The organism is Pedobacter sp. ok626, from assembly GCF_900100435.1.
GTDB lineage: Bacteria > Bacteroidota > Bacteroidia > Sphingobacteriales > Sphingobacteriaceae > Pedobacter.
This window is the reverse complement of the sequence record NZ_FNEX01000011.1, coordinates 110,182-128,447: the sequence shown is the minus strand read 5'-3', so window position 1 is coordinate 128,447 and position 18,266 is coordinate 110,182. Positions and strand designations below refer to the sequence as shown.

Below are 18,266 nucleotides of genomic sequence, written 5' to 3'. Positions count from 1 at the left end.
TCGTATTTTAATTAATAAGATCACTCATAATCATAAGCCAGCGAGTAGCTGGATGAACCCAAATCTCTTTCCAGTTATAAACATTCTCAGCTGGCCAATAAGGATCATCTCTGTTGAAATGTGTTTGTACCCCAACTGGAAGTCCCCCAACAATATTACCACTCATCACGCTATATTGACCTGCATATCGATACCCTTCGCCATACATAAAGCTTTGATTAAAAGGATTTAAACCAAGATGCCAGGATAAGCTCCTGGAAGCGATATCTGCCAAATTTTTATCGCCAAAATAGGTAGCGATTTTCGACAATCCTTTTGCCTGTGACAAGGTGGTACCGCTATTGCCCCTGAATTCGCCCCAAACTGGAAATCTCTTCAGATAGTAGCGGTCGTTTAGCCTGATCCCATTTTTTATTTGTTCCCTATCGCTTTCATTTTGCGCTTTAGTTAAATCGTATATTCCCGCCGGCAGCATATAGTAGGGAGCTGTATAAGAAGCGACTTTTTTGTAGTAGTCTGCATACAGACGAAGTGCATTCTCCCATTTAGGTGCGTCTTTTGGGAATAATTGTGATAGCCTTACTAAACCAACCACAGCATCTTGTTCGTGGCTGCGATGAGGATAATGAAGTATATTGTCTTTTGCCGAGGTACGGTGGAAAAACCCTTTAAATGGCACATCAGTATCCAAATCAGTTTGTTGCTGACATTCCAAAATATAATTAGCATATTCAAATGCAGCTACTTTATACTTCTCATGCATCGTTGCTTCGTAAAGCGCAAGTGAGGCATTCAATGCAGCGCCTGCAGCTTCAGTGCTTAATCGGATGTTTTTAGAAGCAAATTCCCAATCCTCCTCCGCACTCTGCAGCGCGCGATTAGCTAGAAAAGAATCACGAGTCTTAAATAAAATAGCAGCAGTTGCTTCCGTTGTTGCAGACATAAAATTACCCTGAGAACTATTTTGCGATTGGCTAAATACATCGTCGATGGTACCAACAATTCCGTCTGTCCACATGTCATAGGTTGCCCAATTGCTCCTGAATCCATCTCCGAAGCGGTTCTTTAATACCCAATTTAAGCCCCACTTGGCTTCCTCTAACAGTCGGTCGGACAATTTGCGGTCGCTTTTCTCGAGGTTCCTTGCCAGAATCAGCATTGCATATGCCGCCTCTGTGGTATTGACCAAGCCTTGGGACAGATCTCCGGCATCGTGCCAACCTCCATTAATCTGGATCATTTTATCCCCATTCTTTGTCATCCAGTCTGCATGACAAGCGTCATGTATCCCCGCAATGTCAACACCGCAACGCTGACTATAGAAATGATTAATGGTTTTAATAATAGAACTTCGGTAAACGTCTTTTAAATTATTAATCTGGAAGGGCTTAGTTTGTAAATCTCCAGCCTTAATAATGTACTTTCCAGCCGCGCTAATCCCACTAAAATCAAGGATCTGAAACTTGTCCAATGGGGTCTGTTTTGACTGAACTGGACCTTGGAAAACTGTCTTATTTGTAGCTATATTTATGAGTGAGAATGTTTTTGCTGATAGGTCAGATACGAGGGCAGTTTTTGGGAATCCGTTAGCATATCCTGCATGATTATATGCTATCTGGCCTTTAGCCACATTCCAGCCTTCGAAATGATCAGGATCAACCTTTTCAAGGTACATTTCATCGATAAAGTACCTAGCAGTAGATGTAGTACCAGGCTCGTTACCTTGCAGTCGGTATCGTATTTCCACTCCAGTAACCTTATCACGGCCAAGATGCTCGATCTCCCAATACACCTTGTTCCACTTATGATTTTCAAGAACTTGGTAATTTAGGCCATTTCTGTTATACGAATCCGGAACTTTTTCTGCGCCATTATTATGGAATACCAGGTTAATAGACACGATCTTGAAACCCGGTAGATCTGGGTATATCCAGAAAGATATCCTGTTCCAATCTGACCAATTTTCGTCTTTTACCTTAAAGATGGCACTCGCTGTACCCCACGGTCTGCCTGTTGTGACCTTTTCATCTTTAGTAGGAGAAGTAAGTAAAAGAGATGATTTTCCACTATGAAATTTTTCCTGAGACAGGGATAATGTACCGAAATTTGCGTGCTCCCAAAAATCCATTGTCTCCATATCAGACAACTGTTTAGATTTTAAGATTTTTTTTTGGGACCATGTATACTCCAGTGTATTTTCATAAGGCATTTTCATGGGCATTTCAGGAATGCCCTGGGCAAATGCATTTGTAGTGATACTAAATACCACTAGAAAGAAAATTCTCATAATAGTTTTATTGTTAGGAGATATTAAAAATTGAGTATCCGAACAAGCGGATACTCACCAACTCAATTGCCTATAAAGGGATGACTAGGGTTGGGCTATAATTATACCTTATTGCACCAACACCGGTAGGACCAGTTGCTAATGCTCCGATTCGGAAATAATAGTTCCTTTTCAAAGCGAAAAGACTCTGATTTGCAGCAAGGTCAATGCTTAACGTTTGTACAGCTGCTGGATCAATGGTTTGTGCCGCCCCCGTTAAGTTTCTACTGAAGGTATTATTCTCATTCGAATTACCTGAAGTAGCAAATTTAACTTGCTCGCCCACATAGATGTCGGTAAAGGCATATAATCTCATTGCCATAACCTTAACTTCTGGTTTACCACCTTCAATTTTAAATGTAGCCGTAACCCGGTTATTAGCTGCATTATGAGTAATGCTAAAGTCCTTAATCCGAATATATGGTGTCACCTCAAAATCACGAACATTTGTTCCAGGCTTTAGGACTACATTTTTTTCCGAGAAAGGATAAAAATTACAGTCAATAAACTGGATGTCATATTTAGCAGCAAATACCATATCATTGCGAAACTCTCCATTCTGTTTAATTACCCAGGTTAAGGCGGTAGGACTAGGAAAATCGGGATCTATTTCAAGCGCACGCATGCTCGAGCCACTCTGAATGTCTGTTCCAACCAGCTCTTTAGTTACTGCATCCTTTATTGCACCTGAAAATGAAGCATTAGGAGGGCCGTAGTTATCAATTTTGCACCCTATAGTAAAAATGCAAAACGTAGCGGCAATAAATAATGTATAGTTTAATCGTTTTTTCATGTCTTTAATTGTAAACAGGGTTCTGTACTAAATTATTTGAACTTCTTCCCGGTATAGAGTTATAATAAAAGTGATTTTCAAATCTACGTCCGCCAGATATTTCGTCATGATGCTGATTCATTCTGACAAAAATAAATTTAGGTTGGGCTGCGTCACGAAGGTCTTGCACTGGAACTAACGCTTTTCTTTTATACAGATTAAAAAGTGTGTGGAATTCTCTTCTGCGTATCAGGTCCCAATAGCGCTGGCCTTCAAATGCAAGCTCAACCCTGCGTTCTTTAAGTACATTAGCAAGCGTTGCCGGAATATTATCCGTGTGCGCTGCTCTTCGTCGCAAATCATTTAATACTTTCCTTGCCAACGCCGCATCACCAGTACCGCTTTCTATAACTGCTTCCGCATAATTCAGATAAATTTCAGCTAGCCTGAAGTCAATCCACGATGTCGTAGATGATTCCGTTGCTCCCTGCACACTTACACCTTCGGCAAGGTATTTCTTGATACTAAATCCGGAAGTGGTATAATTGATACCATCCTCTGAACCAGTAGTGTTAAGAAACCCTGAAAAAGCCGTACCTGGAGCACCCATTGCAAAATAATCTTTCCCATCAGATCCTTTCACAGTTGCCTGCGCATATAGGGTAAGCGCTCCTGTAGGGGAAATAATGCCCCCCTGAATAACAATAGGTGTGTTTTTCCATATAGACCCAGGAACCATCACACTCGCTAACATACGTGCATCCTTATTCACAAAAGGTTCCATTAGACTGTTATATCTTCTGAATGGTAGGTTGAGATTGCTCAGCAGGTTAGCCTGTGTTGGAATAGAGTAATTTTCATTACCGTCTGTCCGTGTAACAATCGGTACGCTGGCGCCAGAACCATTATCGCTATAATCTTCAAATGCGTCTACTATATCTAGTGTAGGACTATACCGACCGAATTTATGAAAACCAGAATTGGTTTGTCCAGGGTTATAAAATGCATCATAGGAATGTCCCTGTCCAGCTACAGTTGTCCCGTTGAGAAAGGCCTTGCAGAATATGATCTCTGAATTTTCTGTTAGGAATAGGTTTTGGAAATTCTTTGCTGCATCTGACGCATTTGCCGGAGTTGGCATATATAAAGTCTTCCCTGATTTATCTATAATTTCTTTAGATGCATTGATGGATTGTGTATAGAATGCTGCTGCATCTGATGCATCCATTCCAACTAGCTTGCTGGTAACGGCTTCACCTGCTAACGGAACTTTGCTAGAATATTTGGCCACGGAGGCGGCGAAAAGTGCAGCTCGCGACTTTAAGCCGTATGCTGCCCATCTTGTCGCTCTGTAAACACCATCTCCACTAGATGGTGTTGCAGGCAAAAACTGTACAGCCAGGTCAAGCTCGCTCATGATAAAATTCCAGGTCTCTTTTTCTGTACTTCTTGGGATCCGCAAAGCAGTATTATCGCTTCCTGGCAAGTAATCATTGTCTAGCGCTTTCGTAATCAGTGGAACTCCTCCATAACGTTTTACTAAACCAAAGTAAGTATAGGCGCGAATAAAATGCGTTTCGCTCTTTAAGATGTTATATTGCGTTTCAGTCAATATACCTTTTGCTTTCGCTCCTGCTATGTTGTCAAAAAAGAGATTAATTTCACGTATTTGAGCGTAAGGCCAGTAACCGTCATTCGTTGCCCCAATCCCGTTACCCGATGCTCTATGAGCATCATCGGTAAAAAAATCAAGCATAGTGATATTTTGTCCAACACCATCCCAACCACGTCGGTTGAATGCTGGGTTTTGCGTGGGACGATAATTGAAATCCTCCATCGGCATCTGTGCGTATAAACGAGCAACTAGCGTTTTGATGCCATTCGGAGTTGCAAGTAGCGTTTCATCTGATACTTTATCCAGTGGTTTTAGATCAAGCATTTTATTACAGCTTGAAAGCCCTGTGATCAGGCAAAACGCAATAATATATAATCTGTTATTTTTCATGTTATCCAATACTAAAAATTAATATTAATCCCTATATTATATGCCTTCATTAATGGGTAGGTTAATCCTGCATCGAAATCTCCTTCCTGTTTTTCAGGATCGATATTTCTCAATTGCTTTTTGCTGAATGTTAATAAATTAAATCCGTTAACATAAATACGGGCATTGCTAAGCTTTATTTTTGAAAGCAGTGATTTCGGAAGTGAATATCCAATTTCAACGCTCTTAAGTCTTAAAAACGTTGCTGGAACAGTCCACACATTATTTCTGAAACTACTCCCGTCGTCCGTAGTACCAGTGAAATTGCTTCGTAGAGCTGGATAAAAACCTGGAACCCACTCTGTGGCCGGATCATACGGATTAGCCGTAGGATCTTCTGGATGCCAGCGGTCCATAAATCGCTCATGTAAACTTGGTGTCCGTCCATAGCCCCATATATCATTATTCGCAAAATTGACAGTGTACAGTGCACTTCCCTGGAACAGTAAATTAAAATCAATTATTTTCCTCCAGTTTCCGCTTAAGTTAAGACCGTATTGCAACGGTGGATTAATGTTACCGAAATTCCATGAACTGAATAACTGGTCGTCCGCGTTGATCCGACCGTCGCCATTTGCATCAATAAGGGCATAACTGCCAGGTAGCATCCTTGAATTTCCTGCCGTTCCTCCACTTAACGGAGCCGTTTCATATTGTTGAAGATTAGTATATTGACCATTATAGCTATACATAAGACGGCGTCCACTATAGCGATTCTCATTACCATTCCGCCACCTGTCCCATGAGCTACTAAAAGGCGTTCTTTCATCATGAAGAACTTTCAAACGTGCATACGTTGAATTGGCAGCAATGGTGTATTCGAATTGACTACCGATTTTACCATTATGCGATAATGCGAGTTCTATACCCCGGTTGATGTCCGAATTGATATTCTCATTTGGCAAAGAGGCGCCAAATGTGTTCGGGATAGCTGGATCTTGAATTCGGGCAGCAAGGTACCCTACTGTTTTTCTTTCAAACACATCGATCGATCCACCTAGCTTTCCTTTAAAAAGATCAAAATCAAGACCTATGTTAGTTGTTTTGGCAGTAGCCCAGGTAAGCGCGTCGTTCACTACTCCTGGAGGCGTAGCGCCTACAGTTACCACACCAGGATTAAATACGTAACCTGATCCACTTCCACCACTTATGCCATAGCCAGGGATAAATTGGAACGGAGATGGAGATTGGCGACTAGAATTTATGTCTTCACGGCCAGTTTCTCCGTAAGAAGCCCTTAATTTCAATTCGCTTATGAATTTAAGATTATTTTTGATGAATGGCTCTTCAGAAATACGCCATCCCAGACTTGCAGAAGGAAAGAACGCCCAACGCTTGGAAGGTGCATATCGGAAAGATCCGTCATACCGTGCCACGCCTTCCAGCAGGTATTTACCTTTATAATCATAGTTTAAACGGCCAATATAGGCGGCTAATGCACCAAAGTTACGAAACCCACCATTGGTTGCCGTAGTTGGGGTGCCTTGATTGATCATATCATTGGTGAAAAGATCTGTAAACTGACGCGCAGCGGATACATTATCTACTCGAGTACGCGTTAATTCTGCAGCGCCTGTTGCACCTATGTTATGTACATTGGCAAATGTACGTTTGTAGTTCAGTTGCCCTCGCACATACATCCGATTATAGGTCTCGATAAAATTACTGTACTGGTTGTTACCAAAAGTTAAGATCTTGGCATCAGTATAATAATCATATAGATCATAAGATTTTCTCAACGCTGATTCATTGCGGGAATTCACATCATAAGCACCTAGAATAGTGGCATTCAATCCGTCTACAAAAGGCACTTTATAATTCAGGTCGACGGTTGTGGTATACTGGCGATCACTCTGATAACGGTAGCCGTCAAGATCTGGATTCATCAGCGCATATGGATTGGTATTTTCCTGATTCGGCGAAGTTAAATGCGCCGGATCAGCGATAGAATGATAACCTACACCACGGTCAGTTACCATTATTGGCTTAAGTACCCAGAGAAAGTTATCTCTAGGACTGTTTGTATTATCAAGTCTACCTGAAAAATTAATGTTTAAAGTCAGGTTATTTGTTAAATCCGATGTACTTGTGGCTCTGAAACTATACTTCCTATATTTCTGAATATCACTTTTCAAAAGTCCGTTATCTTCGGTATATCCAAAGCTCGCAAAGTACCTCGACTTGTCTGTTCCTCCCCTTAAAGAGAAATTATGCTGTTGTTGGAACACGCGCTTATGCAACGTCAGGTCGATCCAATTATTATCGGTGTATCCAGGCTGATTTGTCCTAAATCGCTCAATAATATCATCGCTATACGTAGGAGATGCGCCGATGTTTTTGTCCATCTCATTCTTCATTAATCGATAGGTGTATGCATCAACAGTTTGTTCTAAACCTGTTGCACCTTTGCTTCCCAATAAAGAGGAGTAAGCAAACACCGGTTTACCTGCAACACCTTTTTTGGTAGTTACCAAGATTACGCCGTTTGCTGCGTTCATTCCATAAATGGCCGAGGATGCATCTTTCAGAAAAGAAATACTTTCCACATCATCCGAGTTGATTTGGGCAAGATCATGTACTCCATCACGCGGAACCCCGTCGATAATTACTAAGGGGTTTCCAAAACCACGGATACTTACGTTACTATTGAATGCACCAGGTTCTGCAGTGTTTTGACGGATTTGTACCCCAGGTACTTTACCTTGAATATTACTAATCAGACTTTCAGTTTTGGTAGTAACAATATCTGAAGCCTTAATCGAAGTAATCGCTCCTGTTAAAGTTTCCTTTCGCTGTGTACCGTATCCTACCACCACTACCTCATTCATTGATGTGGTGGATTCCTTCATGACTACATTAAGAGCTGTTGAAGTTCCTATCGACATTTCACGAGTTTCATAGCCGATAGCAATAAATACCAAAATGGTTCCCTTATCTGGAACCGTAATTTGATAGATCCCTTTATCATTTGTTTTAGATATAATGGAGCTGCCTTTTATCCTTACTGTAACTCCAGGAATGGTTTCGCCGCTTTCATCTGTTACTCTGCCAGTGACTATTCGGTCGCGGAATACTTTCTTAATGGCAATTTTTTTTGCACCGCTTTTGGCTTTCTCAGTAAAAACCTCCGCGCTCGCTTGAGATATGTTTAGTATCAGAAGCAGTAACGTAACTTTAAACATAGCGAGAAGTTGAATTAAGACGTTATGAGTGGTTGCGCATACCATGCTGCGCATGTATGCTATTGAATTTCTTTGCATGTGTAATTCAGGTTAGGTTGTTAATTTGAGGAGTACACAAGGTGTTGGGTTTTGAGCAATTATGCTAGCTATACCCGGTTGTCCAGAACTGACAACTTCATTTTTTGTTTCCTGGATAACAACAGAAACCCTGAGTAAGGGTTTTCCACCATTTTTGCAGGTAACTTTTCCAGATACATCTATTTCTTTCGGCCAGGGATTGGTCCAAAAAAACACTGACAAAATCAAAAGAATGAACGTAGATTTTCCTTTCATAAAAAAACAGTTTAATTTTAAAATTTGGTTGCTTGTAATAGCTCAAATATAGATTCGTAATTAGTTAAACTCTAAAATAGCTCCACTACAATACCCATACAAGAACAACTTTTTTCCTCTTAAATGATAGGAATACGCAGTAGTGTACCACAACAATGATAATTTTGCTAACTTGATGTACCTAATATCTCAAGCACTCTAAGCACTTGTATGAAATCTATCATTCTATTTATTTTGATGGCCTTTACTGGACTGTCTGTTGTAAAAAGCCAAGCACCAATTGGCATTCCTCAGGTGACCAGTTTCCGAGGATTAGATTATGGAGCGGGTGATCAGAACTGGGGAATTGCTCAAGATAAAAATGGCGTTCTTTTTTTCGCAAATAACGAAGGTCTACTTACGTTTAACGGCATGTATTGGAAACTATATCCTTTTCCAAATAAGACTATTGTGAGATCTGTTAAAATTGATCAGACAGGAAGAATTTTTGTTGGTGCACAAGATGAGATTGGCTATTATCTTCCAAATAAGAATGGAGTTTTAATGTACCATTCTCTTAAACCTTTAATTCCAAAATCAAATCGGCAATTTGCAGATGTATGGAATATTGAAATTATAGGTAATGCCGTTTATTTTAGAACAATGACTAAGATTTTTCGCCTCATAAATGATAAAATCAACGTTTATGATACTTCATTGTCATGGTTTTTTATAGGAGAAGCTAACAAAGAAGTATTTGTACATGAAATAAACATCGGTATTAAAACATGGAAAGATGGGAAATGGATTATTAGGTGCAACGACCCACGTATTACTAATTCGGCTGTTACAGCTATCTTGCCTTATAGTAGAGATACCTTATTGGTAACTACCCTAGAGAATGGACTCTTTTTATTAGTCGGTGATAAACTCATTAAAAAGAAGACAACATTAGATAAGATTTTTTATAATGATCGAATAAATCGAGCAATTCAGATTAATCCAAATTTATATGCTTTAGGAACCACTTCTATGGGATTATTAATTGTTGACCGGAATGGGGTATTGCAACAGCAATTTTCTCATGCTGATGGTTTGTCAAATAATAACATACGTAGCATCTTGTTAGATCATCATCGTAATTTGTGGATTGGTTTAGACAATGGAATATCTTTTATTGCATTTAGTAGTGCTATTAAACATATTTATCCAGATAAAAACAAGCAGATCGCTAGTTATGCCAGTCGGATTTTTGAAGGTAAGCTCTATATCGGCACCTCAAATGGGCTGTTTTCTGCGTCGGTTGACTTAAACAAATCTGATATTAGTACGAGTAAAGCTAATTTTTTGGAAGTAACTAATACTAAAGGACAGACTTGGGGACTCACAGAAATTAACAACCATTTGTTATTGGCCAAAGAAGATGGGGCATTTGATGTTAAGGGCAATGAAGCTAAGGTATTATACAAAGATTTGGGCACCTGGTTGTATAAGCCAATGGGTGGCGGGGCTTTAACGGAACAAGTAATAACGGGTACTTATACCGGCTTGCAAATGCTGGACTATAAGAATGGAGAGTTTGTAAATAATAGAAGTTTTTCTTCACTCAATGAACCATTGCGATTTGTAGTAGTTGATAAAAAGATTAATTGCATTTGGGCCTCTCATCCGTATCGCGGAATTTTCAAAATGGATCTCTCGGTTGATGGGCAAAGCATCATTAAAACATCATTGTTGACGGAGAAAGATGGGCTACCTTTAGCACTATATAACTATATCTTTGCCCTTAAGGATAAGATTGTTGCTGCTACTGCCGAAGGTATATACGAGTATGATGTAAAGAAGAAGAAATTTTACGTGAGCCCTTATTTTAGGCCAATTTTTAAGAAAATGCCACTTCAATGCTTAGTTCAAGATAAGGAAGGTAAATTATGGTTTGCTTCGGACAAAAAGATTGGGGTAGTAGATTTTAAAAGAAAGTCAGGCGGGCAGAACTTCTCTATTGTGGAGTTCCCAGAACTAAAGAGGAATATTGTTTCTGGTTTTGAAAATATTTACCCATATGATGACAACAACATATTTATTGGAGCAAATATGGGCTTGTTGCATTTAGACTATAAAAAATATGCTGCAAATATGTACAAACCCAATGTTATTTTGGGTCGGGTGCAGATCATAGGAGCCACTGATAGTGTGCTATTTGGCGGCTATTTGACCAAAGAAAAAAAACAAAAGGGAGATTTGGCAAAATTACCCCATAAATTTAATTCGTTGCACTTCGAATTTGGTTCAACATTATTTGAGCAGAAAGAAAATATTGAGTTTAGCTATTATCTTAAAGGTTTTGAAGATACTTGGTCGGCCTGGAATAGTAAAAGTGAAAAGGATTATACCAATCTCGGAGCGGGGAGTTACATATTTTATGTAAAGGCACGCAATAATTTAGGGAATGAATCTATTCCGGCTAGTTATCCTTTCACCATTAGGCCAGCCTGGTATGAAAGTAATGTGGCGTATATGATCTATTTTATCATGTTCGTATTTTTATTATACCTGCTTATCAAGTATCAAGAAAAGCAGCATCGAAAAGTACAGGATCGTTTACGTCAGAAGCACCAATTAGAACTAGAGCGAAATGAACAACAGATTACCAAATTACAGAAAAAACAATTGGAAGTAGAGGTTGAATTTAAAAATAAAGAGCTTGCAACAACGACGATGCACTTAGTGCAACGAGGAAAATTATTGTCCAAAATTGGCGATGAATTACTGCCTATGGTTAAACAAACGACTAGTCAGGATACAGCAGATGATCTTAAAAAAGTAATCAGGCTATTAAATGAAGCTAAAAAGCTGGATAATGATTGGGATCAGTTTGCCATTCACTTTGACCATGTTCATGCTAACTTCCTGAGTAATTTGAAAGATAGATATCCGAACTTGAGCCCTGGCGACTTAAAACTATGTGCTTACTTAAAGCTCAATTTGTCGTCCAAAGAAATTGCTCAATTGTTAAATATCACTCCTAGGGCAGTAGAGGTTAGTCGCTATCGCCTGCGGAAAAAGCTATCTCTTACCTCTGACGTAAACTTGTTTGATTTTCTTCTTAAATAACCATAATCTCCTTTATCGACCAAGCAATATAGACTTCGGATTCTGTTCATAATTGGTAATTGAAGCCGTTTATTTTAGTTTCTCTTAATTCTTGATAAAAGGCTTTATCGAGTACGAATGAGCAACACTTAATATATCTTTATCCTGGTTCAAAGATTCTGCTAAAGAACACATTAAATACATTCAGCATTTTATTGAAATAGCAGAAAAGTATGGTGTTTTAATAGAAAGAATTACCAGTAAAAATCCGGGCTATATAGTTTTCGAGGATTAACATCAAGTTTCTGCAATTCCTTTAAAACTGATCGAAAAAGAACCCAATAGATTATACCATCTCGATATCAAATCGACAAACACAACTCACTATAAAAGTGCCATCCTAGGAAACAAGTCCTCACATGATCCACACATTAGACACACTTTCTTCACAAAAAGGTACCCTTTTGTGGGTTTGGTGTGAAGGAGATGTGAACCAGGTGTGAAGAAGCCTACTCTTTGGGTATAAATGCGACGGGGCTTGTCATTACAAGAGAGCGCGCTAAAATATTGCAATTAATCACAATATTTCCTACAAAATAAATTTCGAATAATTTTACAGAAAATATTTTGTTTTAAAATTATTCTAATAATCTTGCAATGGATTTAATCCAAAAACCAATTACATAAAATATATAGCCAATGAAATAAAGAAACAGCAATAACAGATCATACTTCTTAAATGATGTATTAATTCAGAGTCTCTACTTTCAAATTACCACAAGTAGGTCCAGAGACAATAGATTAATGCCCATAACAAATATTGTCGTACTTTTGAAGGTGGACTATAGCGTTGTGGGCTCTATTGTTAATCCGTGGACAAGGCTGTGGTAAGCCCGAAAGTGCGGTGTTTAGAGCTCGCTATAGTTCACTTTCGCTTTATACGATAAAACCAACTGCTATAGTGTTTGCTATAAACACTCCTACTGAGACTCATTTTTTGAAACTAAAAAAAATGAGCATATGTATCCAAACGAACAATTTCTTAACAAAAGACCATCGGGAACTAAAGCTGAGCTTCATGAGTTCGCTAAAACTGTATTAAAGTATTTTTTTGAAACGTATCCGCTTGATGAAAGCCTCGAAAACCTCTGGACAATGATCCAACAAAGTTTCTATACCAAGAGATTTGTATTAACTAATGCCGAACGGGCTAATCTGATCGCTTATTACCAAGATCTTCATACCTTACTTTTAGCAACTAATATCGTTAATGATGAATTAAAAAAGCCAGCTTAATCACGTTCAATTGCTGCAATCAGGTTCGTTGATTTCATAAAATCAACGAACCTATTAACCCTTCCTAATCGTCCCTACTCTTCCGAATTCTGTCTCCACCCCATTCCTTAACATATTCTTAATATTCATTGGGATATCTTTGGCTCAGTAAATTAGAATAATGTATGGAACATATAGGCGAACAGGATCTTTTGCAATTGATCAGGAATTCTGATTATACTGCATTTGAAGAACTGCACCGCCGTTATTACAAATCCTTATTTGCTTTAGCTGCAAAAAAGATCGGAGATCAAGATGAGGCCTACGATCTTTTGCAGGACATGTTTATTGAACTATGGGACAAACGCGCGACATTTTCAATCAACAATCCTTTAACTAACTACCTTAAAAATCGACTATGGTTTAAACTTTCTGGATATTTCCGGACCAAAGGTTTCCGGGAAAAGCATTTTAAGAACTTTGCAGACTTTCTTCAACAGCAGTTAGACACCTCACCCTATCTTGACGAAATGGAAATTAGGGAAATGGATATGCAATACGAGGCCGTCATGGAAGTGATCAACCATACGATCGCAGAAATGCCCGATAAAATGCGGGAAGTTTTTACCATGAGCCGAAGCAATGAATATTCCATTGCTGAAATAGCCGAAAAACTTAATATTTCTCCAAAAACCGTCAAAAACCAGATCAACAGTGCACTCAACCGCATTCGACAAGCAACTTCTGACCCTTCTATTTCGGCTTTTGAGTTACTTGTCTTGATATGGTTAACAATTAGATAACAAACAATTAACAATTAATTTCTGGGCCTTTCCCTTCCATTCTGCTTATTACTTATAGAATGCAGAACGAAAGAAAACATTTAGAAGAGCTTTTCCGGAAATACCAAATGGGACTGGTAACCGAAGAAGAGAAAACATTGATAGCACGCTGGCTTATCCAACTGGATGTCAATGGGGAACTTACCCCAGATCAGTTAGCTGCAAAGCAGGCGCTTTCGCAGGGCGATTTAAAAGAACATTTTTTCCCCATAGAAATAGCAAAACCAATTCGTTTCCCGGTTTGGATAAGGTCGGTAGCAGCAAGCCTGTTGATTTTATCAACGATAGCTGGGCTTTTTTATTTTAATAATAAAAGCCACTATTTGGCTCCCCCCACAACCCTTCGGGAAATGACCACAGGAACCGCCGAAATAAAGGTTATTACTTTAGGCGATGGCACTAAGATCACTCTTAACAGGAAGAGCAGATTAAAATACCCTTCTTCTTTTAGTGGGAAGACAAGAGAAGTATTTCTTATCGGGGAAGCATTTTTCGAGGTTACCCATAATCCTAAAAGACCATTTAAAGTACATACTGACAAATTGGACATACAGGTACTGGGAACATCCTTTAATATTCAAGCCTCTGGAGTGGATAAAGAGCTATCTGTGTCGGTAGCTTCGGGAAAAGTAGGTGTAACACCAACAAAAGCAAAAATCAAGACTTACATGCTGGTAACAGGCGATCAGCTTTCCTATAACCGTTCCACAGGAAAATTTAGTCAATCACTTGTAAACGTTGCCAATATCAAAGCATGGCAAACGGGCAAATTCACCTTCAGAAACGAGACTCTGGAAAACATTGCCCATCAACTAGAGCGGTACTATAAAGTCACCATCCTATTTAAAAACAAGTCACTATTGACAAAACAGATCAGCCTGAAAGTAAAAAACCAGAGCATCGACACTGTAATGAAGGCACTAAGCATATCTGCAGAGTTCCGATATAGAATTGAGGGGAATAGAATAGTGATATGGTAGCAATTTACCCAACAACAGAAATAAATGTCAATCCATAAAAGAAAACTATATGTAAAAATTCAGGACAGTATTATTATCAGATAAACAATAAAAGAGCGAAAGTGGTGGTACACTTCCGCTCGGAATAAGTTTTTCTGATCCATCATTTTTCAGGACAATAAACCATTAAAAAAACTTATGTACAATTCTACAAAAATAAATGTAATTAAATCGCTGTGCGCTATGACAAGATTCGCTTTTCTGGTAACGACAGTCTCCATAACGCTAACAGGTGTGTTAATGGGGGCAGATGTGAAATCCCAGAATCTTAACGAGACTAAAGTGACACTTACGGCAAAAAGAACTATACTCGCTGAGGTATTAAACAAGATAGAACAACAATCTGAATTTTCCTTTTCTTTTTCTAAAAAGGTCGGAGCAATAGCACTAGAATCATTTCAAGCCGAAAACAAATCCCTGGCCAATGTTTTAAAGGACCTTACAGCTGGCAGGCACTTAAAATTCACTCAACTTGGGGATTTAATAGCCCTTAGTGAACTACCTCTTCCTCCCAAGCCCGGCCGTATTTCGGGGAAGATTTCAGGCCAGGATGGAGAATCCCTACCCGGTGCATCCGTTAAGGTAGTAGAGACCGGCAACACCGCCCAGGCGGGCGCAGATGGCAGTTATATTATTGATCTCCAACCTGGCACATACACCCTTGTGTTTAGCTACATATCTTTCCAAACCCAACGAGTTACCGGTGTATTGGTAACCGGAAGTAGAAACACTCCGCTGAATGTATCCTTAAAAATGGATTCAAAAGGTCTAAAGGAAGTAGTTGTTAGTTCTGACTATAAAAAGGCGTCAGTCGCAGGACTTTTGGCAAAACAAAAAAATGCTGCTGAGATCAGCAACGGCATCAGTGCAGAACAGATATCACGAAGTCCAGACAAGAACATTGGAGAAAGTTTAAAACGTATTAGTGGCGTAAGCTCAGTTGACAACAAGTTTGTGCTAGTCCGTGGAATCGGTGAACGTTACAATTCCGCAACGCTGGATGGAACGGTACTGCCTAGCACCGAAGCCCAAACACGCAATTTTTCTTTCGATATGATCCCATCCAACCTGGTAGACAATGTGGTGGTTAGTAAAACTATAACACCAGATATGAATGCAAGTTTTGCAGGTGGACTGATTCAGGTGAACACCAAAGATATCCCTAGTGAAAACTTCATGAGCTTTACAGCGGGCATGTCATACAATGACCAAAGTACTGGAAAGGATTTCTTAAGCCATAAGCGCGGTCGATATGATTACTGGGGATTTGATGATGGCGGACGAAACTCACCATCCGGTCTTATGGTTACCGATAAGGAAGTTGAACCCAATAGATCAATGCCTGAAGAACAATATCAACAGAAACTTGTTGATCAAAGCCGCAGGTTTACCAATGACAACTTTACCGTTTATAAATACAAGACCGCACCATCGCAAAACTACCAGTTCACTATAGGACGATTGTTGAAGTTAGATACGCTGAACAAGAATAGATTTGGTTTTACAGGATCGCTAAGTTATCGAAATACTCAAAACATCAATGAAATAGAGCGTCAAAATAGAAGTGACTGGAATCTTGATACTGAAAATCCGGGGAAAGCTTATGGTTTTAATACAACCATAGGCGTTTTACTGAACGCGGGACTACAACTTGGCAAAAACCGCATCACGCTTCGCAACGTTTTTACCCACATGTACGATAATACTTTGGTACGAAACATTGGTTATGACAATGTAATCGGTGGCGATTTCATTCCATTAAATACACCACAACGTATCCAGGAGGCTGACGACCCAACTTTTACCGATCTGTTGCAAAATAAGCTAAGCGGCCAACATCAGTTGGGCAGGGCAAAATTTGAGTGGGAATTGGCAAAGACCCTTATCGCACGTAAGGAAAAGGATCTTACTATTGCGAACAGTGGCCCGCAACTGGTTAATGGCGCATATCAATATTTCTATATACCGGGCAATTTTAACCAGCCACAAATCAGCGATAATCTTTCAAGGCACACCTATAAAAACGATGAGCACCATTACTCATGGACAGCGTCTGTAAGCGTACCATTTAAAGTAGCAGGCTTTAGTAGTACCGCAAAAACAGGCTATTTTGGCAACAACAAAAAAGCAGGTTTCAATTGGCAGATTGCAGCATTAGGACGTAGCCTTACTACAGCTCCAGCGGTTACCTACCTATCAGTCTCGGATATGCAGAAGCCTGAAAACTTAGGAGTTCATGGATTAAATTATGCCACCAACTCCTACTGGCTCGATAGCTTTGAGGGAAAGAGTAAAACACATGCATTATATGCGATGTTGGATAACCGTTTTTTTGACCAACTTCGTTTAATTTGGGGCGTAAGGGCTGATTATTACAAATATACAGATATTAAAAACCCAAAAAGCATTCGCGGTGCATCAGAATATATGCCCAAACCAGACAAGTCATGGCAATGGTTGCCCTCAGCTAATTTAACTTATAGTCCAATCTCACAAATAAATATCCGTGCGGCCTACTCCAGCACCATCGTACGTCCAGAAATGATGGAAAACAGTCAGTTTTTGAAATACAGTCCATATCTGGGAGGGCAATTCGGCAATTTGGGCCTGTACAGCACGCGTATTGGTAGTTACGACCTTAAAACAGAATGGTTTCCAGGACTTGGCGAGATAATTTCAGCTGGTGTTTTCTATAAAAAATTTGATAAACCGGTCGAACTAACGGTCAATATTGAAAGCGGAAATCTCCAATACTATATCACAAACGCTGATCAAGCAAAAGTCTATGGCCTCGAATTAGAATTGCGCAAAAACTTCGGTTTTATTGTTGATAATGAGCTACTCAAAAATCTGACGGCTTATGGAAACCTCACCCTACAAAAATCGGAGGTAGTGGGTACATTCAGAGTAACCAATCCCGATAAAACTCCAGGCGCCCCCTCAACGATAGAGTTGACGAACAAGAAAAAAAGACCAATGTACGGCCAATCACCCTATTTAATCAATGCTGGCCTACAATACACAGGAAAACATTTTGGTTTTAATTTTCTATACAATAAATCAGGACTTAAAACATACATCGTTAGTGCCAACCCCGGTCTCATCGAATATGAAAGACCACGCGAACAGATTGACTTACAGTTTAGCTATAAATTGTTAAAGAACCGATGCGAGATAAAGTTCAATGCGGGCAACCTGCTCAACACCGCGTCTTCATTTTATATCAATCAGGCAAGTTATGAACGAAATCCAGATTATGATGTCGCATCCAGGGACCTAAGTTCGGCCTTTAGACTGAAACCTGGTTTTACCGATAAATATGAAGATGGTGACCTCTTGAAATTTGTTCAGCGATTTGGACGCACTTACAGTACTGTGATTACCTATAATTTTTAAAATAG

10 protein-coding genes are annotated in these 18,266 nt (G+C 39.4%); 5 read left to right on the top strand and 5 right to left on the bottom strand.

Annotation, left to right across the window (positions count from 1 at the left end):
- Positions 1-7 precede the first annotated feature (7 nt).
- The 5 genes from BLS35_RS15940 to BLS35_RS27545 form a co-directional block, all read right to left on the bottom strand.
- Entirely contained in the window at positions 8-2,287 is a 2,280-nt protein-coding gene (locus tag BLS35_RS15940) for a glycoside hydrolase family 9 protein (protein WP_090782823.1), read from the bottom strand.
- 70 nt (positions 2,288-2,357) lie between these two features.
- The gene (locus BLS35_RS15935) at positions 2,358-3,119 is read right to left on the bottom strand and encodes a DUF3823 domain-containing protein (RefSeq protein ID WP_090782821.1); all 762 of its coding nucleotides are present in this window, start codon (positions 3,117-3,119) and stop codon (positions 2,358-2,360) included.
- Between the two features lie 4 nt (positions 3,120-3,123).
- A complete protein-coding gene (locus tag BLS35_RS15930; protein WP_090782818.1) occupies positions 3,124-5,103 on the bottom strand; it encodes a RagB/SusD family nutrient uptake outer membrane protein in 1,980 nt (659 codons plus the stop codon).
- Between the two features lie 11 nt (positions 5,104-5,114).
- The gene (locus tag BLS35_RS15925; RefSeq protein WP_090782816.1) at positions 5,115-8,402 is read right to left on the bottom strand and encodes a SusC/RagA family TonB-linked outer membrane protein; all 3,288 of its coding nucleotides are present in this window, start codon (positions 8,400-8,402) and stop codon (positions 5,115-5,117) included.
- Positions 8,403-8,414: 12 nt separating this feature from the next.
- Positions 8,415-8,657, bottom strand: coding sequence for a hypothetical protein (locus tag BLS35_RS27545; protein WP_132226006.1), 243 nt, complete (start codon positions 8,655-8,657; stop codon positions 8,415-8,417).
- Positions 8,658-8,867: 210 nt separating this feature from the next.
- On the opposite strand from BLS35_RS27545, the gene BLS35_RS15915 reads away from it, so the two are divergent.
- The 5 genes from BLS35_RS15915 to BLS35_RS15895 all read left to right on the top strand — a co-directional run bounded on the left by BLS35_RS15915 (position 8,868) and on the right by BLS35_RS15895 (position 18,261).
- The gene (locus tag BLS35_RS15915) at positions 8,868-11,750 is read left to right on the top strand and encodes a triple tyrosine motif-containing protein (RefSeq protein WP_090782811.1); all 2,883 of its coding nucleotides are present in this window, start codon (positions 8,868-8,870) and stop codon (positions 11,748-11,750) included.
- 999 nt (positions 11,751-12,749) lie between these two features.
- Positions 12,750-13,025 carry a hypothetical protein gene (locus tag BLS35_RS15910; RefSeq protein WP_090782808.1) on the top strand — a complete coding sequence of 92 codons (276 nt, stop codon included), beginning with the start codon at positions 12,750-12,752 and terminating at the stop codon, positions 13,023-13,025.
- Positions 13,026-13,189: 164 nt separating this feature from the next.
- Positions 13,190-13,807, top strand: a complete 618-nt coding sequence (locus tag BLS35_RS15905) for a sigma-70 family RNA polymerase sigma factor (RefSeq protein ID WP_090782806.1) — start codon at positions 13,190-13,192, stop codon at positions 13,805-13,807.
- Between the two features lie 59 nt (positions 13,808-13,866).
- Positions 13,867-14,826: a FecR family protein gene (locus tag BLS35_RS15900; protein ID WP_090782803.1), complete on the top strand. Its 960-nt coding sequence runs from the start codon at positions 13,867-13,869 to the stop codon at positions 14,824-14,826.
- A 222-nt stretch (positions 14,827-15,048) separates the two neighbouring features.
- A complete protein-coding gene (locus BLS35_RS15895) occupies positions 15,049-18,261 on the top strand; it encodes a TonB-dependent receptor (protein WP_165973326.1) in 3,213 nt (1,070 codons plus the stop codon).
- The last annotated feature ends 5 nt before the right edge of the window (positions 18,262-18,266 follow it).

What these genes read in the sequence shown, in the direction of transcription:
- BLS35_RS15900 (WP_090782803.1), top strand. Translation starts at nt 13,867, where the DNA reads ATGCAGAACGAAAGAAAACATTTAGAAGAGCTTTTCCGGAAATACCAA.
- BLS35_RS15940 (WP_090782823.1), bottom strand. Translation starts at nt 2,287, where the DNA reads ATGAGAATTTTCTTTCTAGTGGTATTTAGTATCACTACAAATGCATTT.
- BLS35_RS15930 (WP_090782818.1), bottom strand. Translation starts at nt 5,103, where the DNA reads ATGAAAAATAACAGATTATATATTATTGCGTTTTGCCTGATCACAGGG.
- BLS35_RS15915 (WP_090782811.1), top strand. Translation starts at nt 8,868, where the DNA reads ATGAAATCTATCATTCTATTTATTTTGATGGCCTTTACTGGACTGTCT.
- BLS35_RS27545 (WP_132226006.1), bottom strand. Translation starts at nt 8,657, where the DNA reads ATGAAAGGAAAATCTACGTTCATTCTTTTGATTTTGTCAGTGTTTTTT.
- BLS35_RS15910 (WP_090782808.1), top strand. Translation starts at nt 12,750, where the DNA reads ATGTATCCAAACGAACAATTTCTTAACAAAAGACCATCGGGAACTAAA.
- BLS35_RS15935 (WP_090782821.1), bottom strand. Translation starts at nt 3,119, where the DNA reads ATGAAAAAACGATTAAACTATACATTATTTATTGCCGCTACGTTTTGC.
- BLS35_RS15905 (WP_090782806.1), top strand. Translation starts at nt 13,190, where the DNA reads ATGGAACATATAGGCGAACAGGATCTTTTGCAATTGATCAGGAATTCT.
- BLS35_RS15895 (WP_165973326.1), top strand. Translation starts at nt 15,049, where the DNA reads ATGACAAGATTCGCTTTTCTGGTAACGACAGTCTCCATAACGCTAACA.
- BLS35_RS15925 (WP_090782816.1), bottom strand. Translation starts at nt 8,402, where the DNA reads ATGCAAAGAAATTCAATAGCATACATGCGCAGCATGGTATGCGCAACC.